This is a genomic window from Hymenobacter sp. YIM 151500-1 (genome assembly GCF_025979885.1).
In the GTDB taxonomy this organism is placed as follows: domain Bacteria; phylum Bacteroidota; class Bacteroidia; order Cytophagales; family Hymenobacteraceae; genus Hymenobacter.
In genome coordinates, this window is sequence record NZ_CP110139.1 from 4,204,541 (window position 1) to 4,220,744 (window position 16,204).

Consider the following 16,204-nt stretch of genomic DNA (forward strand, 5'->3'; position numbering starts at 1 on the left):
CTGCGGCTGGCGCCTGCGACGCAGCTTACCATTCAGTAAAAAGCAAAGCGCCACCCTCGTCGTGAGAGTGGCGCTTACTTTGTGGTAGCCTTTCCGGAGGCGGCAGCCGACAGGGCGGCGCTGCGGACTACTGGCTCTTCCTCTCCATGGAATACTGCGCATGAAGCAGTGACGGGGCCGGGGGGTGAGGCTTACGCCGACACCTCTTCAGCCGCAATGGTGGTGCTGATGGGGCGGAGGCGGCCGGTGCGGACGAGGAAGGCGCCGGCTTGGCGCAGGGCGTCGCGGTGGCGGATGAGGGTTTCCAGAGCCACGTAGCCGACCACGTAGGCGTCTTCGTCGGCTTCTTCGGAAATTTCGCTGAAGTCGAGCAGGTCGATGAGGCGGTCCTCGTCGGTGCGCAGGTAGACCTCCACTTCCAGGTCGGTGGCGTAGGTGGGCGGGGTGGCCGAGGCTTTGGGGTAATCATAGAAGTAGCCTTGGCGCAAGGCGGCCAGGTCGGCCAGCACGGCCGAGCCGGTAGGATGGCCGCCGGCCCCGCGGCCCCGCAGGAACTGCTCCCCGGCGAAGTCGGCCTCAATCACCACCCCGTTAAACTCCCGGTCCACGGTGTACAGCGGCGACTCAGGCCCCACAAGCTGAGGCGTGACCAGGGCCGTGACCCGGCCGTCGGGCAGGCGCTGAAGGCCGGCTACTACCTTGATTTTCTGGCCCTGGCTGGCGGCAAAGGCAATATCCACGGCCCCAATACCTTCAATACCCAGGTTGAGCACCTGCTCGGGCTGCAAGAAAGCCCCGAAGGCGTGAGCGGCCAGCAGCACGGCTTTGGAGCGGGGGTCGAAGGCGCCCATGTCGAGGCTGGGGTCGGTTTCGGCGAAGCCCTGCTGCTGAGCTTCCAGCAGGGCCGGGCCGTAGTCGGAGCCGTCTTCGCCCATGCGCGTCAGCACGTAGTTGGAGGAGCCGTTGAGGATGCCCGTGACGCGGCGCAAGGGCTCGGGGCCAAAGTAGGCGTCGAGGGTACGCAGGATGGGGATGCTGCCGCACACGGCCGCCTCGTAGAGCAGGGTGCCGCCGTGGGCGCGCTGCAACTGCACCAGCTCGGGCAGGTGGCGGGCCAGCATGGCCTTGTTGGCCGTCACGACGCGCCGGCCCCGGCGCAGGGCCTCGGCCACCAGCCGGAAAGCGGCGTCGGCATCGTCAATCACCTCCACCAGCACGTCCAAAGAAGCATCATTGAGCAACGCCTGAGCGTCGTACTCGAACCGCTCGGCGGGCAGGGAGCGGGCTTTGTCGCGGCTTTTCACCACGATGCGCGTAATGTCAAAACCCGCGTCGGGGCGCTGCTGCAAGATGTCGTACAGGCCCTGGCCCACGCAGCCGAAGCCCACCAGCCCCACCCGCCAGGGGCGTGCCCGGCCAACCGTCCGGGCGTACTCGGCTTGCTTGTCGATGGAAATAAATAGGGTGCCGGGCTCCGACGAATTGGGCACGACGACTTTCTTAGCCTCAGTGGACATAGGTCTGGACGGTGAATCGTTCGAGGAAATGGGTTATCTGAGCGGTTTCAATCAGAAAGCCGTCGTGGCCGAACTGGGAATCCATTTCGGCGTACATGGCCCCCGGAATGTAGCGGGCCAGCAGTTGCTGCTCGGCGGGCGGAAACAGCACGTCGGAGCTGATGCCCAGTACCAGCGTGCGGGCCCGGATGCGGCCCAGCGCCGCCCTCACCCCGCCGCGCCCCCGCCCGATGTGGTGGGAGTCCATGGCTTTGGACAGGGTTACGTAGGCGTAGGCATTGAAGCGGTTGACAAGCTTCTGGCCCTGGTAGCGCTGGTAGGAGCTGGCCCGGAAGTCGTCGAGGGCTTCCTGGTCGGGGTGGGTTTGGGTGCGCTGATAGGCATCGTAGCTGCGGTAGCTGAGCAGGGCCACGGCGCGGGCCGCTTGTAGGCCCGCCACGCCGCCTTCGGGCGTGGCGGCGTGGTAGGTGGGGTCGGCGAAGATGGCCAGGCGCTGGGCCTCGTTGAAGGCAATGCCCCAGGCCGAGTGCCGGGCGTTGGTGGCCAGCAGCACCAGGTTTTCGATAAGCTGGGGCCGCTGCACGGCCCACTCCAGCGCCTGCTGCCCACCCAGGGAGCCCCCAATCAGGGTGTGGATGCGCGGCAGGGCCAGGTGTTCCCGCAGGGCCTCATGCACGGCCACCATGTCGCGCACCGTCACCAGCGGAAACTGCTGAAACAGCGGCTGCTCGGTAGTCGGGTCGGGTGTGAGCGGGCCGGTAGTGCCGTAGCAGGAGCCCAGCACATTGGCACACACGATAAAGCACTCCTCAGGGTCGAAGTGGCAGCCCGCCCCAAACAGGCCCGGCCACCAGCTGAGCACGTCGGCGTTGGCCGTGAGGGCGTGGCACACCCACACCACATTGTCGCGGGCCGGGTTGAGCTGGCCGAAGGTGTGGTAGGCCACGGCCACGTGCGGCAGCACGGCCCCGCCTTCCAGGCGCAGCGGCCGGGGCAGGAGGAACAGGTGCGGTTCTTCTAAGGACATGGTGTGATGATGAGCCCCTTGGCGGCTCTAGCTCTAGTCGCCTCACCCCCAACCCCCTGTCCGAAAAAGGAGAGGGGACTCTAACTCTAGCTTTTAGCTTTAGGATAAGCTCTAGATGGTTGGGTATGAGGAAACTGGAAGAAGTAGCAGGATGAAAAAACAGAATGGAGTCGGATAGAACTGATAAGGGCCGGGCAGCCAGAACATCGTCTCACTTCTCACCTCTCACTGTCTCAGGTCTAACCAAAAGCCTGCGGGCGGAGCCAGGTGGCTCCGCCCCGGCTGTGGGCGGGTGGTGGGGTTACCAGGCTTCCTCTCTCACAAAAGCCTGGGCACCACCCGCGCGCCGCGGTGCTGGAAGCTGCGGCCGGGCAGCCTCTCTCCAAACCGCCCGGCCTCTCAACCCCCTGGTATTAGACTTCCAGCGTGGCGGCGTGTTCGATTTCGGGTTGGGGCAGCAGGGTGCTGCCGCTGTCGGCGTCCGGGGTGGCGGCGTCGCGCACCGCGTCGAAGGCTTGTTGCAGGTCAGCCCGGATGTCGTCGAAGTGCTCGATGCCCACCGACAGGCGCAGCAGGGTCGGTGTGACGCCGGCCGCGCGCTGCTCCTCCTCGCTCAGCTGCTGGTGGGTGGTAGCCGAAGGCTGGATGATAAGCGTTTTGGCGTCGCCCACGTTGGCCAAGTGGCTCACCAGCTTGAGGTTGTCGATGAACTGCGTGGCCGTGTCTTTGGTGCCGCGGATGGCGAAGGTGAGCACCCCGCCGTAGCCGCGCTTCAGGTATTTCTGCGCCAGGGCGTAGTAGGGGCTGCTCGGCAGGCCAGGGTAGTTCACGGCTTCCACCTGCGGGTGCTGCTCCAGCCAGGTGGCAATGCGCAGGGCGTTTTCCACGGTGCGCTCCACGCGCAGGCTCAGGGTTTCGAGGCCTTGCAGGAGCAGGAAGGAGTTGAACGGGCTCTGCGAGGGGCCGAAGTCGCGCAGGCCTTCCACCCGGGCCCGGATGATGAAGGCAATGTTGCCGAAGGGGCCGTTCTTGCCGAATACGTCGTTGAACACCAGCCCGTGGTAACCCTCCGAAGGCTCCGTAAACTGCGGATACTTGCCGTTGCCGAAGTCGTAGGTACCGCCGTCCACAATCACCCCGCCAATGCTCGTGCCGTGCCCGCCAATCCACTTCGTAGCCGATTCTACCACGATGTGGGCGCCGTGCTCCAGGGGCCGAAACAGGTAGCCGCCCGCCCCGAAGGTGTTGTCCACAATCAGCGGCAGGTCGTGCTTTTCGGCAATGGCGGCAATCCGCTCAAAGTCCGGAATGCTGAAGCTAGGGTTGCCAATGGTTTCCAGGTAGATAGCCTTGGTATTATGGTCGATGTGCTGCTCGAAGCTCTCGGGCCGGTCCCCGTCGGCGAAGCGCACCTCAATGCCCAGGCGCTTGAAGGCCACTTTGAACTGGTTGTAGGTGCCGCCGTACAGGTGGGCCGTGCTCACGAAATTGTCGCCGGCTTGCAGGATGTTGTTCAGGGCAATGAACTGCGCTGCCTGCCCCGACGACACGGCCAAGGCTGCCACGCCGCCTTCCAGAGCTGCCACCCGCTGCTCAAACACGTCGGTGGTGGGGTTCATCAGGCGGGTGTAGATGTTGCCGAACTCCTTAAGGGCAAACAGGTTGGCCCCATGCTCGGCGTTCTTGAACACGTAGCTGGTGGTCTGGTGAATGGGCACGGCGCGCGAACCAGTTACGGGGTCGGGCTGCTGGCCGGCGTGGAGTTGCAGGGTTTCGAAGTGGAGGCTTTGCGTGGACATACGGGTGCTGATGTTGAGAAGGTTGACGGGAAAAAAGGAGGGAGTGAGCGACGAGCTGAAAGGCCACGCTGAGCGTGGCGGGAGCCGCACCGGAGCCTGCCAGAAAACCTGGCGATAAGGGCTAGCAGGGTGCGGGAGAGCCTAGCGGAGGCCACGGAGGCACCGCCGGGTAGAGCTGGAAGAGGGGAGGAGCGCCGAAGAGCCTTAGGCTAGCAACAGCAACAACAAGCGCCGCAACAGCAGCGCATTCGCATTCGGGAGGTAGTGCGGGCCGCAGGGGGCACAACGCAAAAACCCGTTGGCTGAGCGGCGCGCAGAGCAGCCGGAGCAAACGGGAACAGGTAATCGAAGGCGAAGGAGTTTTCCATGGTACTCGGCTTATATGTCCCGCCGGCCGGAGCCGGAGCGGGCAGGAATTGGCACCTTTCGCGCGGTCGAAGGTTGCCAGCGGGTCACGGAGCCTGTTCTCTCGCCGCTTCTGTATAAATCCTCAAACAAACTGCCCCGCCGCGAGCGGGGGAGTACCGGTGTGGTGATGCAAATGTATACCCGAAAAGGATAAGTGCAAGCAGTCAGCAAAATTTTTTGTTGGACCGGTATGGCGCCCCAGATTCCCGAGGGGTTTGTGGTACCACTATCGTTGCTGACTCCTGCACGCTTAAATAAGTCGTTCAATGATAGTGACATCACGATTAAGAAAGTCGTGGCATCACCCCGGCCCAACAAAAAAAGCCGCCCAGTATGAGCGGCTTTTTCAGAATAGATAAACCAGCAAGCTTACAGCTTGGGTAGCGTCAGGACCTGGCCTACTTCAATGTGGTCGGGGTTGGAGCCGATGATGCTTTTATTGGCATCGTAGATCTGGTGCCACTTGCTGGCGTCGCCGTAGTGGTTTTTGGCAATTTTCGACAGCGAGTCGCCGCTTACCACGGTGTACTTTTCGCCTTGGGCCGCGGCAGCCGGCTGGGCGGCGTTGGCATTGCCGAAGAAATCGGTGGCGCCGCCGGCCGGCTTGGGTTGGTTGGCGGGCTGAACCGGTTGTTTTTCGCCTTTATCCGAGAGGAAGTCAAACAGTCCCATGATGGTGCAATGAGTTAGGAGTGGGAGGGGAAGGCCGTAGGGCATCTGGCTGATGGTCACGGCGTCAGGGCCTCTTACGCCAGCCACGGCAATAGGTTATAGGAGCCAAAATTCTGAGTGAGGAGCTTAACATCTTGCCAAAAGGCCGCGTAAGAGGCGCAAGCCGGCCGCAGCCCAGGGCTGAATGACCGGCATCCTCTTCACTCTCCTAACCCCCAACTCTCGCATCTCATGAAAACGATTTCTGCTCCGTTTCGCTACCTGGCCAGCCTACTGGTACTGCTCTCCCTGTTTGCCGCCTCGTGCAGCAGCAAAGAAGGCAAGGTGGAAGGCGTCAACATGCTCTACGGCAAAGACAGCAAAACCTGGAAAACCGACAAGGAGCTGGACGCTACCGGCGACAAAGTGAAGCAGACCGACTCGGAAGAAGACGAACGGGTGACGTTCTTCGCCAACGGCCAGTACAACATGAGCTCCAACGCCGGCGCCGTAAGCGGCAAGTACACCTTCGACCAGGCCGGCAAGAAAATTACGATGACTCCCAACGGCGCTACCAACGCCAACGTTTTTGATGTGGTAACGCTGACCGACGACAAGCTGACCCTGAAAGGCACCGACGGCTCGGAGCTACGCCTCGAAACCGAATAACACAGACGGAAAACCCAGTCCAAAAAACACGAAAAAGCCCTGCTGCCAGCCGCAGCGGGGCCTTTTTTGTGGGAGGCCATAAAGGACCGGAGCTACTACGCTGACCTTCGGCCGGAATCATCGTACCACTAAAAGGCTCCGGTCTGGGCTAAGCTAGCAGGTTGGTTGAACGAGGTAGAGACGCAAGATTTTGCGTCTTCCTGCGTGCGTTTTGTCCAACGAGGAGACGCAAAATCTTGCGTCTCTACTTCGCTCCAACGTTGCAAAAACAGCTCCTCAACCTTGTTCTGACACCAGGACTTGCCACCTGACCTAACGTGAAGGCTGCCGGGCTGCGAGGCCGCGCAGCACTGGCTTATCGGCCTCGGTAGGGTGCCATGCTGTGCAGGATGGACGTGAGCAGGGCCTCGTGGGTGAAGAAAGCGTCGGGTGGGGCTGAGACGTAGATGAGCAGCACGTGGCCCTGATGAGTGGCAGCCATGGCGTCGTAGCGCAGGGCCCGGCCTTGCAAGGTACCCATACCCGTGGTTTCCAGAAACTTAATGCCGTTGTAGGAAGTAGCGTACTGCTTGTTGACGGGAACACCAAACTGTTCGGTGAGGTGAAACAAGGCCTGTGCCGGCGTCATGCGGGCCGCAGCCCCTTGCAGCTTGCCGATGTACAGGAGCAGGCTTTGGTCGGGGCTGAGGTGGGTGAGGGCCAGGGTGGTGTCGGTGGCCTGACGTACCTGCTGCCAGTTGCTGGGCACCTGGTACTGCAGGCGGTATTGGGGGTTGCGCACCCACTCCAGCTGCTGGGCCCAGGCAGCGCAGGGCAGGGCCAGCAGCAACAGCACTAGTCGAAAAGTTTTCATGGCAAGAGCAAAAAAGAATGTGAGAGGAAGCAAAAGGCCTTAGCGGTGAAGAGCAGGCGGCGTGAGCTGGCGCAGCAAGGCCGGCAAGGTCGGCTCGGTGAGAGCCGTGTGCGTGGGGGTCAGATAAAAGAATACCAGCAGGTGGTGGCTTTCGTCGCCTAGCACGCGCACCTCGTAGCGCAGCTCGCGCCCGGCCTGCCAGCAGGTGCCCGTGCTTTCCAGCCGGTCGAGGCCCCGCTCGGTAGTGTAGGTGGGCGCGAAGCCGTACACGCCCACGTGGCGCAGCAGCTGCCGCAAAGCCGGACTCGCCGCGTGAGCTGTGCCGGCCACCGGCCGCACCGCCGCCACCCACAGCAGCGTTTCCTGGTCGGGGCTGCGGTAGCTGATAAGGCTGAGCGAGTCGGTGCGCGCGTACGAGGTCTGCCACGACGGCGGCACGGCGTAGATGCGCTGGTGAGGCCGCACCAGCAGCCAGCCGCTGGCCGGCTCGGTTGGGCTGCCTTGTTGGGCCCGCGTGGGGCCGGGTAGCAGAACCAGAAAGGCGGCCAGAGCCGCTAGCAGCAAAGCATACATGGCGCGAAAAGGAAAAGGTGAAAGAATACGGCCGCGCTAGTGGTCCGGGCCCTCGGCGGACTCGTCATCGTAGCCGAGCAGGTTCAGCTCGAGCACCACGCCGTGGCGGTTGTTGCTGTTGGGGTTGGGCAGCAGGGCCCCCAGGCACAGCTGCACGCGTTTGGTGGCCAGGTAGTTGAAGCCGAGCACCGACACGCTGGTGTAGTTGTTGCCCGAAATAAAGTCGCCCATGAAGAGCAGCTTTTTGGTTATCGGAAACTCGGCGCCCAGCAGGAGGCCGGCCCGGTTGCCCTGGCCCAGCGTACCCCGGTCGGAGAGGTAGGGGCCGGCCACCACCTTCACGTGGTGCCGCGGGTTCCACTGCCACAGGTTGTAGGTGAAGTGCGTCAGCTCCCGGCTCACGCCGCTGAACTTCCACGGGTTGATGCCCACTTGCGTACCAACGCTGGTGATGACGGTGGGGCTCAGGTAGAAAAACTTTTGACCCGTGAGCTTGGCTAGCGGAGCCAGCGGGATGCTGCGGTCGGCGCGGTTGTAGCCGAACCAGTCGCGGCCCCGGCCAAAATTCATTTGGATGTTGACCACGTTTGCGCCAACCTCCCAGCCCTTGCCCAGGCCGTACACAAAGTGGTTTTTGGATTCAAGGTAGCCCTGCCCGTAGAGGTTGGTTTGGTGCTGAAAAAACACCTTGCCCTTGGGCGTCAGGTCACCGGACGGAATGTTGAACAGGTTCTGCTGGGCCTGGGCCGGGTGAGCTGCTACAAGCAAAAGCAGGAGGGAAAAAACCAGCAGCAGGCCGGCCGCTGCTGGCCGGCGCCGCCCGTCCCGCAGGCTCAGGCAGCGCCGCCAGATAGCTATCGGAAGAATGCGCGTCACTGAGCCAGGGTATTGAGCACCGGCGTGGTGCCGTTGGAGATGATGGTCTTCGCGTTCTGCGACTTCGACAGCTCCCGAAAGGCCTCGATGGACTTGTACTTGAGCACGGCCGGGGTCAGGTCGCGGTTGATGAGCTGGTTGGTGAGGCGCACGGCTTCGGCCTCGATGCGCATCGCTTCAGCTTGGCCTTTGGCCTGGATGATATTGGCTTCCCGCTCGCCCTCGGCCTTCACCACGGCAATGCGCTTCTGGCCCTCGGCCTCAATCACGCGGCGCTCGGCGTCGCGGGTTTCGCGCTGCTTCAGGAACTCCATGCGCTGGGCGTCCTGCTCGGCTTCGAGCTTGTCTTCAATGGCTTTGGCCAGGCCGCCGGGCAGCACAATGTTTTTCAGCAGCACGTTTTCAATCACAAAGCCGCGCGGCTCCAGCACCGTAGCCATCTGGTCGCGAATGGCTTTCTCGATGGCGGCCCGCTCCGAGCTGTGCATATCCTTGGCGAAGTAGCGGGCACCCACGTCGGCGGCGGCCGAGCGGAATACCGGCAGTATCAGCACGTCGGCGTACTGCATGCCCACGGTTTCGAGCATGGCCGGCACCTGCTTGCCCTGCACGCGGTAGAGAATGGAAATCTCCGAGCCCACCGTCAAGCCTTCCTTGGATGGCAGGTTAGAGCGGATTTCCAAGTTCTGGGTGGTAGTGGGCACCTTGAGCACGGTGGTCACGAAGGGGTTGAACACCTTGGGACCCGCCAGAATCACGTCCTGGTCGATTTTGCCGAGCTTGCGCCGCACCCCTACTTCGCCCTGCCGCACCACGGTGCAGCTGCTCAGCAACGTAGTGGCCGCCAGGGCCACCACCAGCAAGGGCTTCATCACCGTTACCGACCGGTGGGTGGTGAAAGAGCGCAGAGCATCCATGATTTTCTGCGCCGGCCTGCTCTGGGCCGACTTGTGCGTGGCCAAAGCAGTGAGAGATAAGCGAGGCTTTAGCGACACCAACGGACGCCGGACCAGGCAGGAGCGAAGGGCAGCAAGCATTTTCATAGGACTGTTTTAAGTAAAACTACCTGAGTTGATAGTTTTACTATCATATACAATAGCAGATGCATCGAGGTTGCAGGAACAATAAAATTTTTTCAGCACATGCTGGGCCGTCAGCCACTCCACTCACAGTAAACCTGCGACGCGTACTACGCGCCGCTCCCAGTTGTGCCAGCCACTGAAGTATCCGGCCTTAAAGGGCACCCACCCTAAGCTGCATGGTAGCGGCACCCGCATCCAAGAAGTATCAAGAGTGCCCTACCGTCCCGAGTTCTGGCAAATCTACCAGCGCCCTGTGCCCGCCGAACCGGCCCCGGCGCTGGAAGCCACCAAGCCCTAAAGCAAAAGCGCCTTTCTGCCGCGGCAGAAAGGCGCTTTTGCTTTAGAAGTAAAGTAAGAAATACCGTGAGCATGTCCAGTCTCACTTCTCATCTCTCACTTCTACCCTACGATGTCATAACTTCCTGCACTTTGCGGGGGCCGTAGATGCGGGCTATCCAGCGGGGCAGGAAGATGGCGCCCAGCACCAGATAGAGGTAGTACGTAACGATGCGGTAGAGCAAGACCATGAAGCTGGTCATGGTGGGCGTGCCGATGAACTTGCCGAAGAACGTGGGGAAAGCGCCTTCGGCTATGCCCGCGCCGCCGGGCGTAATGGCAATCAGCAGGATGACCTTGTAGGTGAGGTTGCGGCCGAAAATCAGCCAGAACTCCGGCCAGCTCACGTCGATAAACGCCGCAATCAGGCAGCCGATAACCAGGTAGCGAGCCGTCCAGACAAAGGCCGTGCTCAGGCTGGCCCGCAGCCAGTAGCCCCAGCCGTTGCCGCGCAGCTGTCCCGAGGCTAGCACCAGCTCGTTGCCGTGCTGGTAGGCCTTGTTGCGCCACCGCCGCAGCCCCCGCAGCGAAAACAGCCGCACAAACAGCCGCCGCACCGCTTCGGGGTTGACGAAGATGGCGTACAGCATCAGCCCCGCGTATGCCGTCACGAAAATGTAGCTCAGAATAAACCCAATGCGCAGCGTAGCTACCAGCCCGCCCTGCAAAGCCTCGTGCGGGTACAGCGCGTCACCCCCAATCAGCACCACCAGCGGCACGGCCAGCACGTAATAAATATTGTCGAGCATGGCCGTGGCCATGATATAAGCCACCGACTTGCCCAGCGGAATACCTTCCTTGTGCAGGAGCACTGGCGCCACGGCCGTGCCGCCCACTGCCGAGGGCAGCACGCACGACGAAAACTCCCAGATCATGATAACGTCCAGCGAAGCCCGCCAGCTCAGCACCCGCTCGGTGAGGTAGCGGATGCGGTACACGTAGCCGGCGTCGCGGGCCAGCAGCACCAGCAGCATCAGCAGCAGCCACAGGGGCTTGGCATTGCCCAGCGGGGCCAGGTCACCGGGTTGGTAGCTGCGCCAGAACATAAAGCCCACCACGCCCAGCCCCAACAGCACCGGCAGAATGATGCGCGAGGGCCGTAGCTTGTCCAGTAGCTGCTGCTCCTCGTTTTGCGGTTGGGTAAGCTGGGGAGGCATAGGTGGAAGGGTGGGGTGGATGTAAAGGTACGGATGTAGCACACGCTTTAGCTTGTGCCGTATGCCGGCTGTACATAGCGGCAACTACATCAAGCGTCGTACGGCACAAGCTAAAGCTTATGCCACAGGCACACCAACCGCCCGAAAGGAAAACCCGTACCTTTGTCTGTTGTACGCAGGCCGCCCGTACGCGGTGTTTTAACCTTTCACGCCGGCTGCCTGTTGCCTGCTACTTGCACTTCCCACTTGCCCCACGCCCCCATGCTCGTCGAACCCGGTGCCCTGCTTGCGGCCATCAACTCACCCGCCGACCTGAAACAGCTCAGCGAAGACCAGCTGGTGCAAGTAAGCCAGGAGCTACGCCAGTTTATCATCGATTCGGTGTCGATTTACGGCGGGCATTTTGGGGCCTCGCTCGGGGTGGTGGAACTGACCGTGGCCCTGCACTATGTGTTCAACACCCCCTACGACCAGCTGGTGTGGGACGTGGGACACCAGGCTTACGGCCACAAAATCCTAACCGGCCGCCGCGCCCAGTTTCCCACCAACCGCCGCTACAACGGGTTGTCGGGCTTCCCGAAGCGCAAAGAGAGTGAGTACGACGCCTTCGGGGTGGGGCACAGCTCCACCAGCATCGGGGCGGCGCTGGGCATGGCGGTGGCATCGGAGTACAAAGGTGAGCAGGACCGCCAGCACATTGCCGTGATTGGTGACGGAGCCATGACGGCGGGTATGGCTTTCGAGGCCCTCAACCACGCCGGCGTCACGAACTCCAACCTGCTGGTCATCCTTAACGACAACTGCATGAGCATCGACCCCAACGTGGGCGCGCTCAAAGAATATCTCACCGACATTACCACCTCCCGCACTTACAATAAGGTGCGCGACGAGCTGTGGAATGTGCTGGGCAAGCTGTCCAAGTTTGGCCCCAACCCCCAGCAGATTGCCCGCAAAGTAGAGCAGGCCATGAAGGCGACGCTGCTCAAGCAAAGCAACCTGTTTGAAGCCCTGAAGTTTCGCTACTTCGGCCCCGTGGACGGGCACGACGTGGAGCACCTGGCCACCATTCTGCGCGACCTGAAAAGCATTCCGGGCCCCAAGCTGCTGCACTGCGTGACGGTGAAGGGCAAGGGCTACGCCCTGGCCGAGAAAGACCAAACTCTATGGCACGCCCCTGGCCTGTTTGATAAGGTAACCGGCGAAATCCACAAGAAAACCTACACCGCGCCCCAGCCACCCAAGTACCAGGACGTGTTCGGGCATACCATCGTGGAGCTGGCCGAGCAGGATGCGCGCATCATGGGCGTGACGCCGGCCATGCCCTCGGGCTGCTCCCTGAACATCATGATGGCCGCCATGCCCGACCGGGCCTTCGACGTGGGCATTGCTGAGCAGCACGCCGTGACCTTCTCGGCGGGCCTCGCTACCCAAGGGCTGGTGCCGTTCTGCAACATCTACTCTTCCTTCATGCAGCGGGCCTACGACCAGGTGGTGCACGACGTGGCCTTGCAAAACCTGCACGTGGTATTCTGCCTCGACCGGGCCGGTTTTGCTGGCGCCGACGGCCCCACCCACCACGGCTGCTACGACTTGGCTTATATGCGCTGCATCCCCAACATGGTGGTGTCGGCGCCCATGAATGAGGAGGAGCTGCGCAACCTCATGTACACGGCCACCCTGCCCGAAAACGCCGGCCCCTTCAGTATCCGCTACCCCCGCGGCGAGGGCGTAATGCCCGAGTGGCGCCGCCCGCTCAAGAAAATCACCGTGGGCACCGGCCGCGTGGTGCGTGAGGGCGAAGGCGTGGCAGTGCTCAGCATCGGCCACATCGGCAACTACGCCGTGAAGGCCACCGAGAAGTTGGCTACCGAAGGCCTCAACCCCGGCCACTACGACCTACGCTTCTGCAAGCCCCTGGATGAGGAACTGCTCCACCGCATTGCCCGCCAGTACCAGGCGCTGGTGACTGTCGAGGACGGCTGCCTGCAAGGTGGCTTCGGCGCGGCGGTGCTGGAGTTCCTGGCCGATAATGGCTACAGCCTGCCCGTGCGCCGCCTCGGCATCCCGGACCGCGTAGTCGAGCACGGCACCCAGGATGAGCTGTACAAAGAATGTGGGTTTGACGCCGACGGTATTGCCGCTGCGCTGCGGGAGATGGCGGGCAAAGTAGCCGAGCAAGTAGCAGCCGAGACGGTGATTTTGTAGCAGGTTCTTGGAACTGACAGGCCCCGCTGGACATAGGTTCGGCGGGGCTTTTCTTTTAAGCTGTTTAGGAAGGCGTCTAAAACATACCGTAACGTCCTGCTCCATCTGGCGTCCGCTTGTCGAAGCATCTCTACCGGGGCTAACTCAATCGTTCAACGAAGCGGGAGAGATGCTTCGACAAGCGGACGCCAGATGGAGCAGGACGGTTTATCAACTTCTTAAACAGCTTCTTTTTGATAAAGAAGCTAGCGTCTACCGTGCTGCTACGTAGTTCAGATGTCCAATCTGGTAGTTGTCATACTACGTACGTAACGCCTGCTATGCAATTACTAACGCTGCTCTCTGCTTTGCTCCTGGTTCTGCTCAGTGGAAGCTGTACGCAATCTACCCCGGCTCCCACGCCTACCGGTTCGGGTACCGGGCCAGTGGCGTCCGGGGCTGCCGTGCGCTTTCTGGCCCTGGGCGACTCCTACACTATCGGCCAGGGTGTGCCGGCCGAGGACCGGTGGATTGTGCAGCTGGCGCGCCTGGGCCAAGCGGATGGAGTGCAAATGCCGGATATTATTGCGCAAACCGGCTGGACGACCGGGGAGCTGCAACAAGCCATTGCGGCGGCCAGCAACACCAAAACCTACGACCTGGTTTCGCTCATGATTGGGGTCAACAACCAGTTTCGGGGGTTGCCGCTGGCCACGTACCGCACCGAGTTTCGGGACCTGCTGCGCACCGCCATTCGTTTTGCGGGCAACCGGCCTGGGCGGGTAGTGGTGCTATCCATTCCCGATTGGGGCCAGTCGCCGACCGGGCAGCGCTACGACCCTGGCCGCATCAGCCGGGAAATCGACCAGTTCAATGCCGCGGCGCAAGGTGAGTGTACCGCCGCCGGAGTAGCCTTCCTCAACATCACCGACCTGACCCGAGCCGCCGCCAACGACCCCAGGCAGTTCGCACCCGACCAGCTGCACTACTCGGGCGCGCACATGCAGCAGTGGGCCAGCCGCGCGTTGCCCGTAGTGCGAAGCTTGCTGCAATAAGCAGGGGCGAGTAGCTACCAAGCCCGCACAGCCTCAACGCCTTGCCACCGCCTCTGCTTCGCAGCGGCGCTTGATAACTTCCAGAATGCGGCGCTGAATCTCGCTCATCACGTAGTCGGTCCAGAGGCCAGCGTAGGGGTTGAGGCGGGTGCTGAGGCGCTGCTGGCTGTACAGGACGAGGCGGATGTGGCCGGGGCCGGCGGGCTGTAGCTCGTAGGTACCGCGCAGGACATCAAAAAAACGTCCGCCCACGATAACGTGCTCATCGAAGGTGGTGGGAGGAATGGTGGCTGTGTTGGGCACGATGCTGAACGAAAGTCGGCGTTGTGGCTCCCACACATCCACGGTTTCGATAAACTCCACGCCCCGCTCAAAGGTGGCATGCCGGACGCCGCCCACGCCCTCGCGGGTGAGCGTGGCCTCGATGGGCCGCGGAAATCCTAGTTTGTCGACGAGGCTAGGCCCCAGGTCCAGAGCCGAAATGGGCGCCACCCGCACAATGTGGCGCCATACCACGGCCACCGGGGCCTGAATCAGCACCGTATTTTCGACGCGGCGGTGGTCGTCGGGGGTGGCAAGCTGGCTTTCGAGCGGAGCCAGCAGGAAGGGCAGCAGGGCGAAAGCGGCTACCGCGTAGGTTTTGTTGCGGTCCGATTCGTTTCTGGTCAGCACCAGATACAGCACGGCGCCCAGCCAGGAAGTGAACAGAAACAGCGGAAAGATGATCAGCACGCAGATCATGCCTTCCAGCTGAAAGAGTAGGGCCGTGGTCAGAAACAGCAGTACTGTCGAGAATGGTCCTACCACAGCCCGCGATGTGTAGGAAGCCGTAACCGGGGTGAAGTGCGCCGTTACGGCACCGAGCGCCATCGGAATCAGGAGCAAAAAGCACAGCATCAGCAGTCCACCGCTTGTGGCGAAGCTGCTGGTGGCAAATACAAACCGCCCAAGCAGGGCAACCAGCAAACCAGCGCCGGCAGCAATGGCGTAGTGGCGATACGCGCGGGGGATAAAGGACATGAGCAGAGAAGGAGAAAAACGGACAACCTCGGCAAATGTGCGTAATTGTGGCCGTTCAATCTGTACCGCCGCGCCGCCGTATTTTTACGCCATGTCTACTTCCACTCCCGCTACCATCCTCTTCCTCCACGGCTTCGGCGAATCGCGCGAGGTCTGGACGGAGTTTACCCGCGACTTTCCCGACCAGTACCGCCTGATCACGCTCAACCTGCTGGGCCACGGCACCAACGTGCACGACATCCGGGATTATTCCATGGAGGCCCAGGCCCGCTACGTGGCCGAGCAGCTGCGGCAGAAGAATGCGGAGCGCGCCTTGCTCGTGTGCCATAGCATGGGCGGCTACGTGGCCCTGGCTTTTGCCGAGCGGTATCCTGAGATGGTAGCTGGCCTAGTGCTCTTCCACTCCACCGCCCTGCCCGACACCGACGAGAAAAAGGCCAACCGCGACAAAAACATGGATTTTGTACGCCGGCATGGCGTAGAGAAGTTCATGGAGTCGTTTATCAGGCCCCTGTTTGCACCCAGCAACCGGGAGCGGCTGCTGGAGCAGCGCGAGTTTCTGGAAGACATTGGGAGGGCCACGCCCCAGGCCACGGTGCTGGGCGCCCTGGAAGCCATGAAAAACCGCCCCGACCGTACCGAGGTGCTGCGCCGGGCCAAGTTTCCGGTGTTCTTCATCGTGGGCAAGGAGGACATAGCCGTGTCCGTGGAAAGCATTTTGCCCCAGCTGGCCCTGCCCGCCCAAAGCCACGCCCTGCTCCTCAGCGACGTGGGCCACCTCGGCTACTTCGAGGAAGCCGACCTCACCCGCCAAGCCGTGATTGACTTTGCCGGGATGGTGTTCGGAGACTAACAACAGCCCTTGACCGGCAAGGGCCGAGTGCCTACCAGAGTGCCGCGGACGAGTGGTAGAGGCTTGAAAGTGGGGCTCGTTGCTCTTTATTTGCTTAAACGAAGTGGAAAAGCTACCTCCGGCGGCTTGTCGTTTCTGGTGCTG

The 16,204-nt window shown here is 62.0% G+C and carries 14 protein-coding genes and 1 riboswitch; of the genes, 4 read left to right on the forward strand and 10 right to left on the reverse strand.

Annotated elements, in window-relative coordinates; genetic code table 11:
• Positions 1-191: 191 nt before the first annotated feature.
• The 4 genes from OIS53_RS17435 to OIS53_RS17450 form a co-directional block, all read right to left on the reverse strand.
• On the reverse strand, positions 192-1,517 hold the full coding sequence (locus OIS53_RS17435; RefSeq protein WP_264679853.1) for a homoserine dehydrogenase: 1,326 nt from the start codon (positions 1,515-1,517) through the stop codon (positions 192-194).
• Entirely contained in the window at positions 1,507-2,544 is a 1,038-nt protein-coding gene (locus tag OIS53_RS17440) for a homoserine O-acetyltransferase family protein (protein WP_264679854.1), read from the reverse strand. The genes OIS53_RS17435 and OIS53_RS17440 overlap by 11 nt, the downstream gene beginning before the upstream one ends.
• Before the next feature lie 413 nt (positions 2,545-2,957).
• Positions 2,958-4,343: an O-acetylhomoserine aminocarboxypropyltransferase/cysteine synthase family protein gene (locus OIS53_RS17445; protein WP_264679855.1), complete on the reverse strand. Its 1,386-nt coding sequence runs from the start codon at positions 4,341-4,343 to the stop codon at positions 2,958-2,960.
• 375 nt (positions 4,344-4,718) lie between these two features.
• A riboswitch (SAM riboswitch) is annotated at positions 4,719-4,832 on the reverse strand.
• Positions 4,833-5,120: 288 nt separating this feature from the next.
• On the reverse strand, positions 5,121-5,423 hold the full coding sequence (locus OIS53_RS17450) for a LysM peptidoglycan-binding domain-containing protein (protein ID WP_264679856.1): 303 nt from the start codon (positions 5,421-5,423) through the stop codon (positions 5,121-5,123).
• Between the two features lie 231 nt (positions 5,424-5,654).
• Between OIS53_RS17450 and OIS53_RS17455 the strand changes: the two genes are divergently transcribed.
• Complete coding sequence (locus OIS53_RS17455; RefSeq protein ID WP_264679857.1) at positions 5,655-6,071, forward strand: lipocalin family protein; 417 nt, start codon at positions 5,655-5,657, stop codon at positions 6,069-6,071.
• A gap of 355 nt (positions 6,072-6,426) precedes the next feature.
• Here the strand turns inward: OIS53_RS17455 and OIS53_RS17460 are convergent, their stop codons facing one another.
• The 5 genes from OIS53_RS17460 to OIS53_RS17480 all read right to left on the reverse strand — a co-directional run bounded on the left by OIS53_RS17460 (position 6,427) and on the right by OIS53_RS17480 (position 10,948).
• On the reverse strand, positions 6,427-6,924 hold the full coding sequence (locus tag OIS53_RS17460; RefSeq protein WP_264679858.1) for a hypothetical protein: 498 nt from the start codon (positions 6,922-6,924) through the stop codon (positions 6,427-6,429).
• Between the two features lie 39 nt (positions 6,925-6,963).
• Complete coding sequence (locus OIS53_RS17465; protein ID WP_264679859.1) at positions 6,964-7,497, reverse strand: hypothetical protein; 534 nt, start codon at positions 7,495-7,497, stop codon at positions 6,964-6,966.
• Between the two features lie 36 nt (positions 7,498-7,533).
• Positions 7,534-8,373, reverse strand: coding sequence for a hypothetical protein (locus tag OIS53_RS17470; protein WP_264679860.1), 840 nt, complete (start codon positions 8,371-8,373; stop codon positions 7,534-7,536).
• Positions 8,370-9,335: a prohibitin family protein gene (locus OIS53_RS17475; protein WP_264679861.1), complete on the reverse strand. Its 966-nt coding sequence runs from the start codon at positions 9,333-9,335 to the stop codon at positions 8,370-8,372. Before OIS53_RS17475 ends, OIS53_RS17470 begins: the two co-directional genes overlap by 4 nt.
• A 524-nt stretch (positions 9,336-9,859) precedes the next feature.
• Positions 9,860-10,948: a lysylphosphatidylglycerol synthase transmembrane domain-containing protein gene (locus OIS53_RS17480; protein ID WP_264679862.1), complete on the reverse strand. Its 1,089-nt coding sequence runs from the start codon at positions 10,946-10,948 to the stop codon at positions 9,860-9,862.
• Positions 10,949-11,209: 261 nt separating this feature from the next.
• Here OIS53_RS17480 and dxs point away from each other — a divergent pair, with 261 nt between their 5' ends.
• Together dxs and OIS53_RS17490 are read left to right on the forward strand one after the other, a co-directional pair.
• Positions 11,210-13,153: a 1-deoxy-D-xylulose-5-phosphate synthase gene (dxs, locus tag OIS53_RS17485; RefSeq protein WP_264679863.1), complete on the forward strand. Its 1,944-nt coding sequence runs from the start codon at positions 11,210-11,212 to the stop codon at positions 13,151-13,153.
• A 347-nt stretch (positions 13,154-13,500) separates the two neighbouring features.
• Complete coding sequence (locus OIS53_RS17490; RefSeq protein WP_264679864.1) at positions 13,501-14,187, forward strand: SGNH/GDSL hydrolase family protein; 687 nt, start codon at positions 13,501-13,503, stop codon at positions 14,185-14,187.
• A gap of 33 nt (positions 14,188-14,220) precedes the next feature.
• On the opposite strand, the gene OIS53_RS17495 is transcribed toward OIS53_RS17490, so the two are convergent.
• Positions 14,221-15,207: an SRPBCC family protein gene (locus OIS53_RS17495; protein WP_264679865.1), complete on the reverse strand. Its 987-nt coding sequence runs from the start codon at positions 15,205-15,207 to the stop codon at positions 14,221-14,223.
• 91 nt (positions 15,208-15,298) lie between these two features.
• On the opposite strand from OIS53_RS17495, the gene OIS53_RS17500 reads away from it, so the two are divergent.
• The gene (locus OIS53_RS17500) at positions 15,299-16,060 is read left to right on the forward strand and encodes an alpha/beta fold hydrolase (RefSeq protein ID WP_264679866.1); all 762 of its coding nucleotides are present in this window, start codon (positions 15,299-15,301) and stop codon (positions 16,058-16,060) included.
• The last annotated feature ends 144 nt before the right edge of the window (positions 16,061-16,204 follow it).

Excerpts from the sequence above, each read along its gene's own strand:
- OIS53_RS17435 (WP_264679853.1), bottom strand. The coding sequence starts at position 1,517 with ATGTCCACTGAGGCTAAGAAAGTCGTCGTGCCCAATTCGTCGGAGCCC.
- OIS53_RS17440 (WP_264679854.1), bottom strand. The coding sequence starts at position 2,544 with ATGTCCTTAGAAGAACCGCACCTGTTCCTCCTGCCCCGGCCGCTGCGC.
- OIS53_RS17445 (WP_264679855.1), bottom strand. The coding sequence starts at position 4,343 with ATGTCCACGCAAAGCCTCCACTTCGAAACCCTGCAACTCCACGCCGGC.
- OIS53_RS17450 (WP_264679856.1), bottom strand. The coding sequence starts at position 5,423 with ATGGGACTGTTTGACTTCCTCTCGGATAAAGGCGAAAAACAACCGGTT.
- OIS53_RS17455 (WP_264679857.1), top strand. The coding sequence starts at position 5,655 with ATGAAAACGATTTCTGCTCCGTTTCGCTACCTGGCCAGCCTACTGGTA.
- OIS53_RS17460 (WP_264679858.1), bottom strand. The coding sequence starts at position 6,924 with ATGAAAACTTTTCGACTAGTGCTGTTGCTGCTGGCCCTGCCCTGCGCT.
- OIS53_RS17465 (WP_264679859.1), bottom strand. The coding sequence starts at position 7,497 with ATGTATGCTTTGCTGCTAGCGGCTCTGGCCGCCTTTCTGGTTCTGCTA.
- OIS53_RS17480 (WP_264679862.1), bottom strand. The coding sequence starts at position 10,948 with ATGCCTCCCCAGCTTACCCAACCGCAAAACGAGGAGCAGCAGCTACTG.
- dxs (WP_264679863.1), top strand. The coding sequence starts at position 11,210 with ATGCTCGTCGAACCCGGTGCCCTGCTTGCGGCCATCAACTCACCCGCC.
- OIS53_RS17495 (WP_264679865.1), bottom strand. The coding sequence starts at position 15,207 with ATGTCCTTTATCCCCCGCGCGTATCGCCACTACGCCATTGCTGCCGGC.
- OIS53_RS17500 (WP_264679866.1), top strand. The coding sequence starts at position 15,299 with ATGTCTACTTCCACTCCCGCTACCATCCTCTTCCTCCACGGCTTCGGC.